Genomic DNA, 18,160 nt, shown 5'->3' with positions numbered 1-18,160 from the left:
AATATTTATTTAGGTAGTTTTATAAAGTTATTATTGTCCAAAAAGTTTTGAACTTTGCCAATCGTTCCTTCATTGTAGAAAAAAGAAAAAGCAACGAAAATAGCTTATATTCAGCCATTTTCGTTGCTTTTTAATCAATAATATCCATTTTTCTTTAATTTTTAAAGACTATTGTTCTTTTTCTCTTGTTCTCTTAATTCTATTCTGCGGATTTTGCCAGAATTGGTTTTTGGGAGATCCGTCACAAACTCGATTTTACGTGGATATTTGTATGGTGCTGTCCACTCTTTGACATGAGTTTGTAATTCTTTTATTAATTCAGGTGTACCTTCTACTCCGTCTTGCAATACGATAAATGCTTTAACCACATGTCCACGAACTTCATCAGGACTCGCTACAGCTGCACATTCTTTGACAGCTTGATGCTTCATTAATGCTTCTTCTACTTCAAAAGGTCCAATCGTATAACCAGAGCTGATAATAATATCGTCGCCCCGTCCTTCAAACCAGAAATAACCATCTTCATCTTTCCAAGCGCGATCTCCAGTCACAAAGTAATCACCATGTACATTAACCTGCTTGCGTTCTGGATTCAGATAATACGTCTGGAATAACGCAGGCATATCAATACGAACAGCGATATCCCCTACCTGACCAGCCGGTACAGGAACACCTTCTTCGTCTACCACTTCTACCAATCCAGGAGACATCGATTTCCCCATAGAGCCCAAGCGAATTTCAGTATCAATCAAATTACCGATCAATAGTGTACTCTCTGTCTGTCCATACCCATCACGAATCGTAATATCGAAGTGGCGTTTGAACGTATGAATTACTTCTTGATTTAGTGGCTCACCGGCAGACACAGCACTGCGTAAGTTAGGCAATTGATATTCGTCTAATCCTTCGATTTTGGCCATAATCCGGTATTCTGTCGGTGTACAACACAGCACTTGAATATTGTAATCATCAAGCAAATGCAAATACCGTTTGGGATGGAATGATCCATTATATACGAATCCAGTTGCACCATTTCCTAGAACCGATAAGAACGGGCTCCAAATCCATTTCTGCCAGCCAGGTGCCGCAGTTGCCCACACTGTATCACTCTCACGGATATCAAGCCATGGTGAGGTAATACGAAGGTGAGCATACGCCCAACCATGTGTATGGACAACACCTTTTGGATTGCCTGTTGTTCCTGACGTATAAGCGAGAATCGCTGTATCATCTCGCTTCGTATCTACTGCTGTGAATTCTTCAGACTGTGCATTTAGCAGTGAGTCTAATCCAACCCAGTTCTCTGATAAAGTAACTGTTTCATTAGAAACAGCGATTCGATGTTGCCATGATGGCAATTCATCTTGAATTTTATCCACTTCGCCCATTACATCAGACCAGGCAATAACAGCTTTGGCTTGAGAATGATCCAGACGATATGCTAAGTCTTTCGCACGCAACATTTCAGAAGAAGGGATAATGACTAATCCACTTTTCAGACAAGCCAGATAAATAACATAAGCAATAATCTGTCTTGGTACCATGACCAATACCCGATCTCCTTTTTGAAGTCCTAACTTCACCAATCCATTTGCTAGACGATTGGCCTTTTTCAATAAATCACCATAAGTGATCTCAGCATAATCGTCATGCTCGCTTAACCATTTTAAAGCAATCTTATCAGCATCATGACGTTCCATCTCTGACGTCAGATTATATTGTTCGGGTGCAATCCATTTTTGATAATCCAAATGAGTAATCTCCTTTATTCAACCATAATATAAGTGTTATCACTTCTGCATAGTATATCACGTCTTAAGACCAGGTTCTAATATCAAAAGTCATAATTCTATCTATACTAACAGAAAAGATCTAATTTGACATATCGCTATTATTCGATATAATAGCCTGTATGACAGAAATCGATATTTTTAAAGCTCTTTCAAATGAGACGCGTTTAAATATTTTGAAATGGTTGAGAGAACCTGAGAAAAACTTTCCCCAGCAACAAGCGCATTTGCCTAAGGAGGTAAGTATCAAAGGTGGCGTATGCGTAGGCGATATCCACGATAAGGTGAATTTATCTCAGTCAACAGTTTCACATTATTTATCTATTATGCAAAAAGCGGGTCTTCTTGAAGCGGTACGTTATGGACAATGGACGTATTATCGTCGTAATGAAGATACAATTAAGAAAATAGCTAAGTTCTTAGATGAAGAAATTTGAACAAAGCTAGTTTCTTTTTTTGAAGATATATCGATTATTCGAGATATTTATATAAAAGGAGTGAATAATGTGAGTAAAATACTGATTTATCTAGCGGCTATTATCGCAGGTATGTCTCTAAGTATCGAAGCTGCTATCGGCGGTGCGCTAGGTGAACATGTAGGAGAATTAGAAAGTACGTATTACATTTTTATTATCGGAGCTATGGCGACCTTTTTGGTCACGTTGTTTTTCGGTAAAGGAAACTTGGGCGCAATATTTACAGTTCCCAAATGGAATCTTCTTGGCGGTCTGCTCGGTGTCGTCTACCTTGCTCTACTCGTAATCAGTGTAACGTTAATCGGTGTAGGTATATCGATCACTGCCGTTATTATCGGTCAAATTGTGATTAGTATTATTATTGAACACTTTGGACTTCTCGGTTCACCCAAAATCAAATTTAATGTCAATCGATTGGTAGCTGTTGTTTTGCTTACTGTGTCGTTTTTCTTAGTCTTGTAGGAGGTCAACATTATGAATATAGCTATGTTAATTATTCCTTTACTAGCAGGTATCGGCTTAGGTATTCAATCCGCAATCAACGGTACACTGGGTAACAAAATTGGAACGATCGAAAGTGCCTTTTTCACCTTTTTCACAGGTGCTATTTTTTTGACTATTATTGTAAACTTCTTTGGACAAGGCAATATTTTAAATATCCACGAAGTTCCTAAATGGCAATTGCTTTGTGCTATTTTCGGTGTCGTCTATCTTTCATTAATGGTATTAGCTGTTCCTAAGATTGGTGTAACAGCTGCGGTGATCTCTGTGATTGTCGGTCAATTGGTAGCCAGTATGGCGATCGATCACTTTGGTTGGTTTGAAAGTGCAACGATTCATTTTGGGATCAAACGTCTTATTGGAGTCATTTTGATGTTGATTGCTTTGTTCTTTGTATTCCGCGAGAAAACAGTTACGAAGACAGCTTCTTAACAAGATTAGTGATTGTTTATTATAAAAGACCCTGAGTGCTGGATCATACAGCGTACTCAGGGTCTTTATTTTGGTATTTATTGATACTACTCGGCGTTCATTACGACACACGACTATGAATTGCATTTTCTGGGGCAAGTGGACGACTGTAGTAGAATCCTTGTACGTTATAACATTTCCACTCTTTGAGTAACGCTACTTGTTCTTCTGTCTCTACGCCTTCAGCAATAATTTTTAGTCCTAATTGCTTCGCCATAGAGATAATCATTTCAGCGATCGCACGACTATCTTTATCTACTGTAATTTTGCGGATAAACGAGCGGTCGATTTTGAGACAACCGATTGGTAAATTATGCAAATAACTAAGTGAGCTATAACCTGTACCAAAATCATCCATCGACACCGAAATGCCGGATTGTTTTAATTTACTCAAAATATCAATGACATGCTCTTCATTATGCATCATTGCACTTTCTGTAATCTCAATTTCTAACAAGGTAGGATCGAAATCTAATTCTTGTAGCGTTTTGATAATAGTCTCATAAATGTCTGGCTTCATTAAGTGAATTGGAGATACGTTGACAGCAATCGGTACTGCATCATAACCTTCACATTGCCATTTTTTACTTTGTAAACACGCCGTACGTAACACCCATTGTTCTAAAGCAATAATCATGCCTGACTTTTCTGCTAACGGGATAAACGAAAGTGGCGGAATCTCACCCAAAATAGGATGATACCAGCGAACAAGTGCTTCATAGCCGATAATAAGTCCGGTACGAATATCGAACTTGGGTTGATATACCAATTTTAATTGATTATTATCGATTGCTTGTTCCAGATCATTTTCTAGCATAATCTGTTCTAGACTGCTCTGATCAGATACTGCGTCGTAGAATTGATACTGAGAACTACCATTTTCTTTGGCTGTATACATCGCTGTATCGGCACGCTGAGTCAGTACACCTGCGGATGCCCCATCTTCCGGGAAGCGGGCAATCCCAATCGAAGCTGATAATTTTACCGCATGCTTTTCAATATGAAACGGTTGTACAAATCGTTCTACCACTTTACCAGCTATTTTTTTGATTTCTTCGATATCTGATAAGCCCGGGATAATCACTGTAAATTCGTCTCCACCCATTCGAGCAACAAAGCTGTCTTTGGGCAGGCAACTTTTCAGTACAAGACCAGAGTGACGAATAACAGCATCTCCAAAAGCATGACCGAATAAATCGTTAATACGTTTGAATCGATCCAGATCGATAAAAAATAAAGTGAACGGTGAATGATGATTATCTACCATCGTATACATCGATAAACGAGTTTCAAAAGAACGGCGATTCGCTAACCCTGTCAATTCATCATGATAGGCAAGATGACGGATCGTTTCTTGATCTCGTTTACGTTTGGTAATATTTTTAACAATAGTATAAGCACCTTCGATTTTGCCATGTACAAAGATAGGAATAGACGTTAACGCTATGGATAACGTACGATCTTTTTGATATTTTAATTCCAGGTCAATCGTACTTGAATGTCCGCTTAACACTAATTTTAGATGATCTTGAGCAAGAATTTTCTGCTCGCCTTCTAGCAGGTCTGTAGCACGTACTCCAATCAATGTTTTGCCCAGTTCACTAGACATTTTCTGTGCACGGCGATTAATCCCTGTAATAACACCATTGATATCAAATTCAATCACACTATCAGGATTCTGTTCATACAAGGAACTGTAATACTGTTCTCGCTGAATCATTGCACGATTTTCTTTTTGTTCACGGACAAAGATAAAACTATCCGGAATAGCATACAGACTAGCTGTAACAAAAATCATATAAATATAAGGAACAAGATACGATTTTTCAGTCAATCCCATTTGATCAAATGGTAATACGGAATATGCACAAAGTAACGGAATACCTGCTAGCCCCATTCCTGAAGTGATGATGCCAAAAATCATTGTAGGCGAACGTAGACCGTGTTCCCGATTACGACTAGATAGTGAAAATAAGCGCATAACTGCTAAACAAATAGAAATAGCGATAGGAATCGTCATTAAAATCAGTTCAGGTTGCCAGATCAAAAATCCTCGAAATAAATATAATGTATTCGCATAATCAAATACTAAAATCGTAACTGCTACCGTCATACTGGTTACAAAAAATTGCATAGATCCACGCCATGATGAAAAAGCATAACGGGAAGCTGCAAACACTGCTCCATAACAACCAATAATCGTAAAAACAAGATGAAATCCATAATATTTCATTGTGATCGGAACATTCATTGATATAGGGATCAAGATATGAGAAGTACTAAAAGCTAGTACGCCAATGAGAGCTATTATCCGCTGTCTTTTTTTCACATATTGATTACGCAACGAAGAGTTAGACCACGCAGAACCAATAACTATGACAGCACAACCTACCATAGAAGCAAAGGCGGCTATAAACACATATAGCCAGTGGACGGGTATCGTTGTTTCCAAAATCGTATTCATTTTTCTGCCTCTTTCGTTACGTTTCTATATATATCCTCTTATTAGTTCTTTAGACTACTTAATATGAGTCTTTTATCATATAAATTTAAACAAAAAGTAAAGACTTTAAACTCATTTTACATAAAAATTGTTAATAAAGTATGAATATTTTTTATTTTTCGCTAATTTTCGTAAAAAAATTCAATATTTTTTCCTTTTATTCTATTTTTAAGTTAAAAAGTAAATCAAAAGACCTATTTTTAGACATAAAAAAAGTAGATCGTTAATTCAATGATCTACTTTTGTAAATGTAATAATCGCTATTTGTAAACTGGTTATGATGTTTAGATTTGTAAAATGCCAGCACGTGGAGTCACACCAAAAGCTGTGGCTAGATCAGCTAATTGTTGATCGGTTATTTTCTGACGAACCGAATGATGAGCTGTCAGCATATAAATCTGAGCTGCTTTTTCTATCGTTTCGATAAGTCCAAAAGCTTCATCTATCGAGTGCCCTGTCCCAAATATACCATGATGTGGCCATAATACCGCATGATGATCTCTCATCTTCTGCGCAGTGGCTTGACCGATGGCATTAGACCCTGGCACCATCCATGGGATAACGCCAATTCCATCTGGAAACACTACAATACATTCGGTACACATTTCCCATAATGTTTTGGTAAATTTATTTTCATTAAGATCATGGATAAAGCTCATCGCGATCACATTTGTTGCGTGATTGTGTATGACGACCCGGTGCTGAGGATCTACTTTTAACCTTTCAATATGACTCATAAAATGAGAAGGCAATTCACTTGTCGGTACAGCTCCATTTTTGAATCCCCATAATACTTCCAATTGTTCTCCATTCGCAGATACACGCAAAAGACCCAAGTTGGCTTCAGGATCATCAATTACATTTTTAAAATATTTCCCTGATCCTGTTACGATAAAGTATTTACCTGCTAATTCATGTACAGGAAAGGCAGGTTGGATATTATATTGTACTTGCTGAATATCAATATAAGGCGAGACTTCTTCTTCATCAAGTATACAGCTCACATTTCCACCATTCCGCTCATCCCAACCGAACTTCCACATATTATAGGTCGTCTCTGCCATTTCACGTACAAAAGGAATATGCATTCCTGCTTTGATAGGTTGAGCTACTGTTGAGGTGTTCATGTTACATCTCTCCTATTCAATATGGGTTAGGATGATACAGAAGTGATCATTTGCATTTATACTTTGTGAAAATAATTACTTTATCTATAATGTTATATTAGTCCTACTTAAAAATAAAGTCAACAAAAAAAGACATAAATAAAACAAAATAAAGATTATATCTATCTTTTATTGTTTGTTTATGTCTTTTTATAAGCAACTATTATATTTTGGGTAACGGATATGGTTTTATAAGATCATATCCGTATTTTTGACGATTAAGTTCTTCCTGTTGTTGTTTGGCTAAAGCTTGCTCACCTAGCATCTGTGCATAATCTGGATGAACAGCAAATACGCCATCATCATCGCCAATAATCAAGTCTCCTGGCTGTACGGTTACACCACATACACTAATCGTTGTATTTACTTCGCCTTCCAAGTCTAAGCTTCGAGTAGTTAATGCACTGGTTCCTGTCGCAAATACCGGAAAATTCAATTCTCGAATCACTTTCACATCGGTTGCACAACCAGAGATCACTACACCTGCTACTTCTTTTTTCATCGCTACATATGTACGAAATTCTCCCCAACATGCTCGAAAATCATCTCCAGACATATCCACTACAATCACATCGCCAGGCATCACTTGTTGTAACGCATGTCGAATCGCTGTGGAATCAAGATGAGGAATACGTACAGTCACTGCATTGCCAAGCATTCGAATCGGACGAAATAAAGGCTGTATTCCTCGTAAAAATCCAAAGTCTGTCAGATGACCTAATGTAGAAGGCTGAAGTTGACTGTACAATGTTATTAATTCTGCTGTAACACCTTGAACGCGCGGTTCGATACGTAACATCTGCTGTACTCCTTCTCTATTGAATATACAAATGAGTTCGATCATGATTTTGATATAGGATTTACTGTATAGATCGTGTCTGTACTGATACTTTAATTTTTGCAAATTTTAGGACAGGTTGGACAATAATCCGATGGAGCAGGTAACTCGTAATGAGCACAGCACGTTTTGCGTACACGTTGCGGTTGTTCTGAAAGAGGTACTACGCGCTTTTTAGTATAAAATTGTGTCAGTGGATTACGCTTTTCTCCAAAGCAATCATTCGGCGCTTCTTGAGTCAGATAATACAGATCCTGCTGTATCCGTTGACGTTGTTCTTCGTTTGCTTCTTTCAATAACCGATTTTCGTACAGTACATATACATAGATCGCTATATTTTCCCATAAAATAGTTCGTGAGATCGAAGACACTTCCGAGATATTTTGTAAAATAGGTTGAAGATGCTCTGCAAATACACGTCGTACAATATCTTCCCGCTGTTGGGCGTATAATTCATTATTGGCTACATCCGCAGATTGAAGCTCATATACACTTGGATCACGCAACAGTAGATTAGGCATCCATGTTTTGCGAGTCGGTAATTGGAAATAAGCTGATTCTAACTGACAATTATCAATATTCAGTGAAAATGTTTTGCGATACATACTCATCGCATACAATATAGGACAGACCATCATAAAAGCGTAACGTTTGGAAAACATCGAAGCTGTAAGTGCACGTGAAGATGAACGATACAATGGTTGTAACCGATCCAAATAGGCTGCACATTGCTGAGGGTCTAACAAGGCAGAAGAAGTGACACTATACTCATCATCTTCTGCAATCTGATCAGTTAATCTTAACTCTTGATTCAGATACTCCCATTCATATGATTCCCAAGATGTAAGATTAGACAGAGAGCGGTTCATGTAAGACTCTCCCCTTTCCATAAGGTATAAGCATTGGTGTACCAAATAAAGGATCGCGCGCAATCTGACAACGCATTTCAAATACCGATTGTACATTTTCTACGGTCATGATATCTTCAGGTCTTCCTTGAGCGTAAATCCCTCGATTGTGTACAGCGATCATGTGATGAGCATACCGACAAGCCAGATTGAGATCATGCAGTACCATAACAATCGTACGCCCTTCACGTTCATTCAAATCAAATAGCAAATCCAAAATTTCAACTTGATGCGTCATATCAAGATACGTTGTCGGTTCATCTAACAATAAAGTGTCTGTTCCTTGTGCTAGCGTCATCGCTATCCATGCACGTTGACGTTGTCCACCAGATAATGAATCTACTGCTCGATCAGCTAATTCGACCATATGTGTTAATTCCAGTGCTCGCTGAACAGCTTGCTCGTCTTGAATAGACCATTGTTTGAGCCAGCTCTGATGCGGATATCTTCCTTGCTTAACTAATTGTTCTACGGTTAATCCTTCAGGAGCATTCGGGCCTTGCGGTAAAATAGACATCCGGCGAGCAATCTCTTTGGTGGAAATATGAGCGATTTCTTCTCCTGCTAACAATATCGATCCATTGTTCGGCTTGAGTAGGCGTGCCAATGTACGTAAAATCGTCGATTTACCACACCCGTTGCTTCCAATCAGAACCGTTATTTCACCTTTAGGAATATGCAGATTCAGATTTTCGATAATAGGATCTGTTCCATACGAGATCGTCATATTTTTTGCTTCGATTTGATCCATCATCTTCCCCCTCCTTGTATGCTCCATGTATTCATGTTAGTGAATATGATTTTTTTCAAAATCGATTCCGATGTTGATATAACAAATAGATAAAAAAAGGAGCACCGATCGCCGCTGTAAATATACCTGCTGGAATATCAATAGGATAAAAAGCTGTTCGTGCGATAACATCGGCTACAAATACCAGTAAAGCTCCGAGCAATCCCGAGGCAAGTGCAACACTGCCAAATGTACGACCAACCCATCTACGGGCAATATGTGGTGCGATTAATCCGACAAATCCAACTGCTCCAACTACAGCTACCGCACTTCCTGCCAAAATCACGCTTAATAGTAACAGCATCAAGCGATGCTTCTGCACTCGTACACCTAGACCTAGCGCTACATCATCACCCAATTCTTGCGAATTAAGACTACGGGCAAAGTACAAAAGTAATGGAATCGCTACTATACATACAGGCAAAATAGAATAAACTCCGCTCCATGTAGCCCCATATACACTACCTGTTAACCAGATATATACTTTGCTTGCTGTAAACGAAGAACTGATCACAAGCATAAAAGTAGTCAGTGCACTCATTCCTGCTGAGATTCCTATCCCAATCAATACCAGTCGCATCGGTGTCACACCATTTTGCCAGGACAATAGATAGATAAGCCCGGATACAACCAGTGCTCCTGTAATAGCTGCCACAGGTAACCAGTCGATACTTAGATGAAATACACTATTTCCATATGAAAGAAATAAAACAGCCGCCACTGACGCTCCACCTGTAATACCGATAATATCTGGTGAAGCTAACGGATTACGAATCATTCCTTGTAAAATAGCACCCGACATGCCCAGCGCCGCTCCTGCTAGCAAACCTACAACAGCACGCGGTAAGCGCAAGCGATACAATACAAAATCATAGTTGCCTGAACTGTGACCGAATATAGCTCTAATCACTTCCCATGGATGTATCCATGTCTCTCCGATTCCTACACCTATAATGCCAATGATGATCACAAGCGCTATCAGTATCGCCAAAGTACGAACAGATCTTTTTTCTACTTGCATATGAAATCTCGCAGAACGACTGCGTAATGTCCAATATCTATGTTTGTTCATTTCCATGTCACTCCTTTACGAGCGATATAGATAAAGAACGGTACCCCGATAAATGCTGTCATTACACCTAATGGAATCTCTGCTGGTATAATCACTAATCGTGCCACCAGATCTGCTGTCATCAACAACAAACCTCCCAAAGCACCGGAAAATGGAATAATCCAGCGATAATCAGCTCCTACAAGTGCACGTGCAATATGAGGAATAAATAACCCTACAAATCCGACAGCACCAACTATAGCTACCGAACCACCTGCAAGAATAACAATAATCAAACCAATAACCAGTTTGAGTAATAGCACACGTTGTCCCATGCCTTTGGCAATCTCTTCACCGGTGACAAATAAATTGATCGCTCGTCCCATACATAATGCAGTTATACCTGCAATCGTAAGCAACGGCAGAACTGGTTGTAACATCGCTAATGTTCGTCCACCAATCGCTCCAGCTAACCAGAATAATACATTTTGCATACCTGTTTCATTTAAAACAAGCATCGCCTGTGTAAATGAAGTAAATAACGCCAGAATCGCTGATCCTGCGAGTACAATCTTTATCGGTGTTAATCCGTCTCGTCCTATCGACCCCAATCCATAGACGATTACTGCCGCTACTAATGCCCCTGCAAAAGCAAACCACATCAGTTGCGTCATTTCGGTTATCGAAAATAGCAGACTAGCTATCACGACAAAAAAGATAGCTCCTGCATTAATCCCAAATGTACTCGGTGAAGCTAGTGGATTGCGTGTCAGTGCTTGCATCAATGCACCTGCAACCGCTAGACTTGCTCCTACTACTATTCCGATAATGGCACGTGGCAATCGCTCTGTATACACTACCACGTCTGCTATCGATTCGGGATTGTAATGAAGTATCGCCGCGATCACTTCTTTTAGTGGTACAAAAGTTCGCCCTAACATCGGACTAATCGCTAGAACAACGATACATAATAATAACGTAATAATTAATCCGCACCATTTGGCTGTATTGCTTTTGAATAAAACCAATAGACATTCACTCTTTCATGATTACGTTTTGTTAAATGATTGTAGTAACAGGACTACATCTATACTCCTATCCAGTAAATGTGATAAAAGGAGGAGCAGGTGATGTAAACTACCTGTTCTCCTCCTTTATCCTATTAAGAAATTCTAGGTTCTAGCCAATTGCACTTATTTGGTTTGAGGCTTTTCTAATTTGTAGATATCATACAGTTCATCTAACATTAGACCTGCTGAGATATAACCGCCTGCTAGATTCCAATTCACTTCGTTGACTTTGTAGATTTGATTGTTTTTGTATGCTTTTAAGTTTTTCCATAATGGGTGACTCGTCCATTGTTGATAATTTTTTTCGATAGCGGCTTTGTCTGTACCTGAATCGAATACAAAGATCACATCAGCATCCATATCAGGAATACTTTCTTTGGAATTTACTTTGATTCCCCACTCTTCTTGTTCTTGCGATGCTGGGCGGGTAAATCCAAGCTCTTTCAATATCAACCCTGCATAACCCATATAATAAATACGAGCATGATCAGCGCGGAAGTTCACAATAGAAGCTTGAATAGGCAAACGATCTCCCATTTTCTTTTTGAAATCAGCTACACGATCTTCCCACGCTTGCAACAGTTGCTTTCCTTTATCCTGTTCATTTAAGACTTGACCGACTAGATCAAGCGTTTTTTTCCAATCATAGACTTGATCCACCATCACAGTAGGAGCAATCTCGGACAACTGAGCATACGTTGCTTCATTACGGAATTTGGAACCGATAATAAGATCCGGTTTTAAATTATAAATTTCTTCGAGATTTGGCTGTGTTTCAAGTCCAACTGTAGGCACACCTGTCAGATCAGTTTTCAAATAATCATAAGCAGGTTCTCCTGTATGCGCTTCTACTACACCTACAGGTTTTACACCATAAGCGACTAATACATCAGTTGCGCCTTGATATAATGTCACAATCCGTTTGGGTGTTCCTTTTATCTCTGTGCTACCCATTTCATGCTGAATTGTACGTGTTGCTGCTTCTGCATTAGCATTTTCGCCTGCCGCTTGCGCTGTTGGATCAACTGCACTTTTATTGTTATTTGCACCACAACCCGCAAGGATAATCACGATAATCATCATGATGCACAACATATGTATACCTTTGAACGATTTGCCTTTCAACATGGTCTTTATTCTCCCTTTCTGTTCACTACAATTGATATTGATTCTCATTATTAATTATAGTGAACGTCTTTTCCTTTAACATGGACAATTCAGTCTAGTGCTTGGAATAATCCGTCATTTGTCGTTTTTATCCAAAAACAATTGACGTACTTTTTCTAATAACATCAGATGTGAAAAAGAGTTATAACAGGTATGCATATGTTGAGTCGTATACATTTCATAGACTGAATCATACTGTACAGCTTGGAGCTGTTGCCAGATCGGATGAGCACACAAACGGAAAATACCTTGCTCAATGCCAGCTTGCATCCCTACTGTACCATCATGCTGAAAAGGAGTAATCAATATACAATCTGCATCATAATGCATCAAGTCTTCCGGTTGAATTTCAAAATAATGAGCGATATTCTCTACTCCGGCAGGCATTGTAAATCCTAGATCGTTGTACAATACAGCTCCTAGATTGCGCTTGCCATAGATACAGATCTTGCTCTCTCCTACACCAAGAATTAGCAATGAACGTGAACCAAATGTATGTTTCAATTGTTGACGTAATAATTGGGCGATATCTGCATATTGTTCTAACCACACTTGAGCTTCTTGATCTTTACCTACAATTCGTGCAATCGTTTGAAAATGGACACGCCAATCTTCAAAAAAAGGCAATGTGATAGTAGGTGCAATCTGCTCATACATTTTTTCTTTTTGTGACTTTTCAAAATCTCGAAATTCACAAGTTACGATCAGATCGGGTTGAGCATTCATTAACTTCTCCAGATCAGGCTTACTATCTCCGATCGGAATCGTATGTTCAAATTGAGTCGTCACAGGATAAGCATTATTAATAACGGCTGCATAAGGTTCTATTCCAAGTGCTACCAGATGACCGGTTAATAAATGTTTGAGTGAAGCGATTTTGTTCGAATAACGAATATTGTGAATATACGATTTGGGTGAGCGCCCGGTTACAGCTTTGAATTTGCGACTAAAATAAAATTCGTCACTGAACCCTACTTGCTGTGCTACCGAACGAAAAGAATCATTAGACAGCAATAACACTTCTTTGGACTGAGTGATCCGAAGTTCAGTAAGATGCTCCATCGGACTTTTCCCGACTACTTTTTTGAAAGCACGCGAATAATAATCTGCACTCATGCCTGCAATCTCGGCTAATTGATTGCGAGTAATCGATGTAGCATAATGCTGTTCCATATGATCCAGTGTAGCCGCTATCGCTTGATTCATATCAGGCTTCTGTTCTTGAGCATCTTCTTTGAACAAATGAATCAACAGTTCTTGGAAAATAATATTCGCTTTCATCTGATCCCATAAATTCTCTTGATCGTGCTTTTCTTGAATCTCACGCACTCGATCAACAAACCAGCGAAAGTGAGCCACATGAAGCTCATATAACCCGAGCAATTCTATCGGTACAAAACTACCCTGTATATCAGGCTGTAGTACATGAAAAGAAAGCATATAATATTCGGTACGAGTATCGCTATCAACCATGATTTTCAGCGAAGCATGTGGTGGAACTAGAAATACTTTTTGCTGATGAAGATCATAGCGATTACCGTTAATAATGATCTGTCCTTTGGCTTCTTTAAATAGTAAAAGACTATGCAATATAGCGTCGTAGCGTGGTAACACTTGATCCGCATATTGCACAGTCTGTAATTTATAAATATAGGAAGGAAATTGTCGATACTGATCTAATATCTTACTCATTACTCGTCGCCTTTCTACATAGATTGAGAATAATTATCACATTTCTGAGAACTATTCTCATTATATAGATTTAGACGCAAAAGTAAATTGTTGTAGCAAATGAGTCTTTGGATCACAGTTGTGCAAATGGATTTTGAATTGTACTTTGACCGGATGGCATACTGCCGGGTACACCTGCTTGTTCTAATAAAGGCTTCACTAACAATTTAAGCGGCCATTCTGCTTTGTCGAACAATACACCATCTATTTCTTGTCGTACTTCTGCTTCAAAAGGTATTTCATCTAACTGCTCGATCAATTGATCTCGTAATACTGTCCATAATATATTTTCTTGTATATCGTATACCGTACATAACGAATCTATAATTGCATACAAGTTCACTTGAATCCCTAACGTTTGCAAATAAAACAGTAATTCTGTCGGTGTATCATTGTACAAGCTATTTGAATAACCGGGTCGAATCATATACTGAGGATCAGCGATACCTTGCTTGCGAAGCCATGGTAAATGCAATCGTACAGAATCATGATCTCGTAAAAGCATCTGCTTGATATGACCGTTTTGCCAGACCAATACGCTATTCTGTCCATGCAATTCTGGCATCAGTCCTAGTCGGAATAGTCGCAAATTGATCTGGAAAAAGGTCTGACAGACTTCGCCAAATAATGTACATACCGATTCTTCTGTCACTTGCAGATGACGTGCAATCATCCATTCATCGAAAAAGTGTCCTTCACGCGAAGCATTGATCGGTGCAGGTAAAATTACAGATAGAGCAGACATCGGTAATAATCGTTCTCCTTGCGCACCTGTAATCAATGACTCAGGATAAGTACGTACCATTGCGGCTAGATGTCTCGGTTCATCATCAAATAGACTTCCTGCTTCAGGCATATACGCCCACCAACGATTTTCATCACATAGAAGTAACTGTTCATTCAATATCTGATCACGATCCAGCGCTTGTTCTAGCATAGATTGTCCACGCTGCCCGTTTATCAATTTGACAGCTGGCAAATAACGAGAAGCCCCTAATGAAAATACACTAAGCGGTAATTTGAGATAATGCGGACTATGATCTGTAGGCGATAACGAACGTACCGATGAAGTAGCTTCAAATAGACCGATTTGAAGCTGAAGGTCTACCCAATCGCCTTGTTGCTGTGCTGTTGCTAAATATTGCGGCAAATTATACTGAAATTGCCATGGATGAACAGGAATTGCTATATATTCTGCTTGATCTAACCCTTGCTGTTGCATAGCTTGTATGACTTGCTGTTGTTGATCACTAGATAATAGATCAAACATCGGTTCAGACAGATCATTTGCTAATGAACTATTTTGACGATAATCATATAATTGATAATCCAGAACCGTTCTGCCAACCAGAGCTTCGCCTTCCATCACAACATGACGCTTAATAGCCACCCAGCACAATGTCACGGGTTGAGCGAACTCTGCACTATATTGACGATAATCTTGCTCATTTAATCCAACTTTGGCTTTGGATACTGGATGAAAAGGTCGATCTCTTAATGAAGCATACCGCTCCATATGTTGAAAAAATTCGCTGGCTGACAGATCAAATAAAGATACTGGAGCTAAATTATGTTCTAATGACCAAGTGGTCTGCTGAATTGTCTCTTCTAATAACTGCACAAAGCGCTCTACACCGGGTTGTTCTCGATAAGTGGCAGTAAAGCATTGATCATTTACAATCTTCATCAATTGTGTCGGTGTTAATGCGATGATCTGTAGGACAGACGACGGTTGATCGGCTGAGAGTATATCAGAATAACGAACCGCATAGACATGAGTATTGATCTGAGTTGCCTCGACGCTATTAGAATATGAATCAGTAGAGTTAGCATGATAAGCATATATAGACGTGCTAGCAGGTATATAACGATAAGGTTGAACAATCGCTGATTTTACAGGAAAAATAATGGTATATGCAGGTGTATCTATAATCTGTGCCGGAGCAGATGATACAGATAGATCATGTTGGGGCGACTCTATATTCCAGAGATACCACAAGCTATTTTCTAATGTCTTGGTATCCGTTAGCGAAGAGATCGCTGTTAATGCTTCTGCTTGCTGGATAGTGGACAAAGCTGATGCCGATGAAATGATGCGATGCTTCAATTCCTCTGTAGACAGCAATTGTAATTCGTGATCTGACCAGACCTTTTCAGCTAGTAATGTATTGATCAAATCTTGCATAATCTGCTCTGATGCTATACTTCGCTTCACTTGCTGTTCTGTCTGCTCTGTATAGGTAGGATTGGAAGATACAGATTGTAGATCGATAGATGGATTGTTCTTAGCAGTTAACGGTTCTAAAACTTCGTTCCAATTCATAGCGGTTCATAACCTCCTATTTGGTTATCAATATAGATCATATCGGGATGAGGATGACTCAAAAAATCATGATGTGATATTGTCCAAGCATAAGCACCTGCTATCGAAAATAAAACAATATCTCCTACAGCAATCTGTTCTACTTTTACATCTTGAGCAAGTACATCTTTGGGTGTACATAGTTCTCCTGCCAGTGTTATCGTAATCTGCTCTTGATGTGGACGCTCAAAAGGATAATCCCACTGCTGTATAGCGATGAGTTCAAAAGGTTGATTATGTCCCCATGAGACAGGTAAACGAAAATGATGTGTTCCTCCACGCAAAATAGCGTAATGTTTATGATGATTGCATTTCAGATCAATCACTTCTGACGCATAATATCCTGCATGAGCAACCAGATAACGACCCGGCTCGAAGATAAGTTCTACTCCTGGCAATACGTCTTCATTCCAGATATCATCAAGACCTTTTATAAAAGTATCCCATGCAAAATGAGTATCTGGCTCTGTATAACAAATGCCAAATCCCCCACCTGCATTAACATATTGAATCGATAGCTGGTATTGACTGATCCACTGACTCACCAATTGAATATACATATTGACCAATTCGACATGTAGCTGTGCATCCAGATTGTTGGATACTGAATGCATATGAAATCCAGCTAGCGTTAGTTGTGGCAAAGACTGTACACATTCGATCGCTTCTGCAATCTGCGCTTCATCAATCCCGAATTGAGTCGGCTTACCACCCATCGTGACGGTTCCTGTAGGAATAGTCTTTCTGACATTCACACGTAGTAAAATGCGCACTGTTTTGCTTTTCTGCTCGGCAATCCATGCAATTCTACGAATTTCATGCATACTTTCTGCATGAATCAACATCACATTATGATCAATCGCTTGCTCGATTTCGCTATCTTTTTTACCCGGGCCACCAAAAATAATAGGAACATCGGGATCGATCAGCCGAATAGTATGCACTTCGCCGATCGATGCCGTTTCAAAACCGTCTACAATTGGCGCTAATACTGTAATAATGCGTGGCTCAGGATTTGCTTTGACTGCATAAAATAAGTTAGTTCTTGCCGGCATATCCTCTACTTTGCTACGTGTACGTTGACGTAATGTATCCAGATCATAAATAAAAGCACATACAGGTTTTCGTGAGATCATATGCGGAGAACGATTTACTTTTTCATCTTCGATGATCTTATGAACTTGATCTATAATTGCAGTAGATACTTTCGTGTTAGTTGGAGAAAGTGACGGTATCAACTTTGTATTCAATAGGAATCCTCCTTCATTTAACTGGACATACACATACACATACACATACACATACACATACACATACACATACACATACACATACA

Annotated in this window: 15 protein-coding genes; 3 read left to right on the top strand and 12 right to left on the bottom strand. The window is 39.1% G+C overall.

Annotation, left to right across the window (positions count from 1 at the left end; translation table 11 throughout):
• Positions 1–161 precede the first annotated feature (161 nt).
• Positions 162–1,700, bottom strand: a complete 1,539-nt coding sequence (locus QCD85_RS08125; RefSeq protein WP_301262488.1) for an acyl-CoA synthetase — start codon at positions 1,698–1,700, stop codon at positions 162–164.
• A gap of 212 nt (positions 1,701–1,912) precedes the next feature.
• Here QCD85_RS08125 and QCD85_RS08120 point away from each other — a divergent pair, with 212 nt between their 5' ends.
• The 3 genes from QCD85_RS08120 to QCD85_RS08110 all read left to right on the top strand — a co-directional run bounded on the left by QCD85_RS08120 (position 1,913) and on the right by QCD85_RS08110 (position 3,199).
• Positions 1,913–2,227 (top strand): ArsR/SmtB family transcription factor, encoded by a 315-nt coding sequence (locus QCD85_RS08120; RefSeq protein WP_273616134.1) that lies wholly within the window; start codon positions 1,913–1,915, stop codon positions 2,225–2,227.
• 69 nt (positions 2,228–2,296) lie between these two features.
• A complete protein-coding gene (locus QCD85_RS08115; RefSeq protein ID WP_273616133.1) occupies positions 2,297–2,728 on the top strand; it encodes a DMT family transporter in 432 nt (143 codons plus the stop codon).
• Between the two features lie 12 nt (positions 2,729–2,740).
• Entirely contained in the window at positions 2,741–3,199 is a 459-nt protein-coding gene (locus QCD85_RS08110; protein ID WP_301262239.1) for a DMT family transporter, read from the top strand.
• A 100-nt stretch (positions 3,200–3,299) separates the two neighbouring features.
• On the opposite strand, the gene QCD85_RS08105 is transcribed toward QCD85_RS08110, so the two are convergent.
• The 11 genes from QCD85_RS08105 to QCD85_RS08055 form a co-directional block, all read right to left on the bottom strand.
• Complete coding sequence (locus QCD85_RS08105) at positions 3,300–5,702, bottom strand: bifunctional diguanylate cyclase/phosphodiesterase (RefSeq protein WP_301262238.1); 2,403 nt, start codon at positions 5,700–5,702, stop codon at positions 3,300–3,302.
• 323 nt (positions 5,703–6,025) lie between these two features.
• Positions 6,026–6,868, bottom strand: coding sequence for a rhamnulose-1-phosphate aldolase (gene rhaD, locus QCD85_RS08100; protein ID WP_301262237.1), 843 nt, complete (start codon positions 6,866–6,868; stop codon positions 6,026–6,028).
• A 202-nt stretch (positions 6,869–7,070) separates the two neighbouring features.
• Positions 7,071–7,706, bottom strand: a complete 636-nt coding sequence (locus QCD85_RS08095) for an RraA family protein (protein ID WP_301262236.1) — start codon at positions 7,704–7,706, stop codon at positions 7,071–7,073.
• 92 nt (positions 7,707–7,798) lie between these two features.
• Positions 7,799–8,614 carry an IucA/IucC family C-terminal-domain containing protein gene (locus QCD85_RS08090; RefSeq protein WP_301262235.1) on the bottom strand — a complete coding sequence of 272 codons (816 nt, stop codon included), beginning with the start codon at positions 8,612–8,614 and terminating at the stop codon, positions 7,799–7,801.
• Positions 8,595–9,404, bottom strand: coding sequence for an ABC transporter ATP-binding protein (locus QCD85_RS08085; protein ID WP_301262234.1), 810 nt, complete (start codon positions 9,402–9,404; stop codon positions 8,595–8,597). The genes QCD85_RS08090 and QCD85_RS08085 overlap by 20 nt, the downstream gene beginning before the upstream one ends.
• A 55-nt stretch (positions 9,405–9,459) precedes the next feature.
• A complete protein-coding gene (locus QCD85_RS08080; RefSeq protein ID WP_273616126.1) occupies positions 9,460–10,515 on the bottom strand; it encodes a FecCD family ABC transporter permease in 1,056 nt (351 codons plus the stop codon).
• Complete coding sequence (locus QCD85_RS08075) at positions 10,512–11,522, bottom strand: FecCD family ABC transporter permease (RefSeq protein WP_273616125.1); 1,011 nt, start codon at positions 11,520–11,522, stop codon at positions 10,512–10,514. Before QCD85_RS08075 ends, QCD85_RS08080 begins: the two co-directional genes overlap by 4 nt.
• Positions 11,523–11,687: 165 nt before the next feature.
• A complete protein-coding gene (locus QCD85_RS08070) occupies positions 11,688–12,692 on the bottom strand; it encodes an ABC transporter substrate-binding protein (protein ID WP_301262233.1) in 1,005 nt (334 codons plus the stop codon).
• Positions 12,693–12,806: 114 nt separating this feature from the next.
• Positions 12,807–14,423 carry an AraC family transcriptional regulator gene (locus QCD85_RS08065; RefSeq protein ID WP_301262232.1) on the bottom strand — a complete coding sequence of 539 codons (1,617 nt, stop codon included), beginning with the start codon at positions 14,421–14,423 and terminating at the stop codon, positions 12,807–12,809.
• 112 nt (positions 14,424–14,535) lie between these two features.
• The gene (locus QCD85_RS08060; protein WP_301262231.1) at positions 14,536–16,785 is read right to left on the bottom strand and encodes an IucA/IucC family protein; all 2,250 of its coding nucleotides are present in this window, start codon (positions 16,783–16,785) and stop codon (positions 14,536–14,538) included.
• The gene (locus QCD85_RS08055; RefSeq protein ID WP_301262230.1) at positions 16,782–18,074 is read right to left on the bottom strand and encodes a type III PLP-dependent enzyme; all 1,293 of its coding nucleotides are present in this window, start codon (positions 18,072–18,074) and stop codon (positions 16,782–16,784) included. The genes QCD85_RS08060 and QCD85_RS08055 overlap by 4 nt, the downstream gene beginning before the upstream one ends.
• Positions 18,075–18,160: the final 86 nt, after the last annotated feature.

The sequence above is a fragment of the Paenibacillus sp. PsM32 genome (genome assembly GCF_030433815.1).
Lineage (GTDB): Bacteria > Bacillota > Bacilli > Paenibacillales > Paenibacillaceae > Saccharibacillus > Saccharibacillus kyungheensis.
The sequence above is the reverse complement of the archived record's forward strand: the minus strand, read 5'-3'. Positions and strand labels throughout refer to the sequence as shown.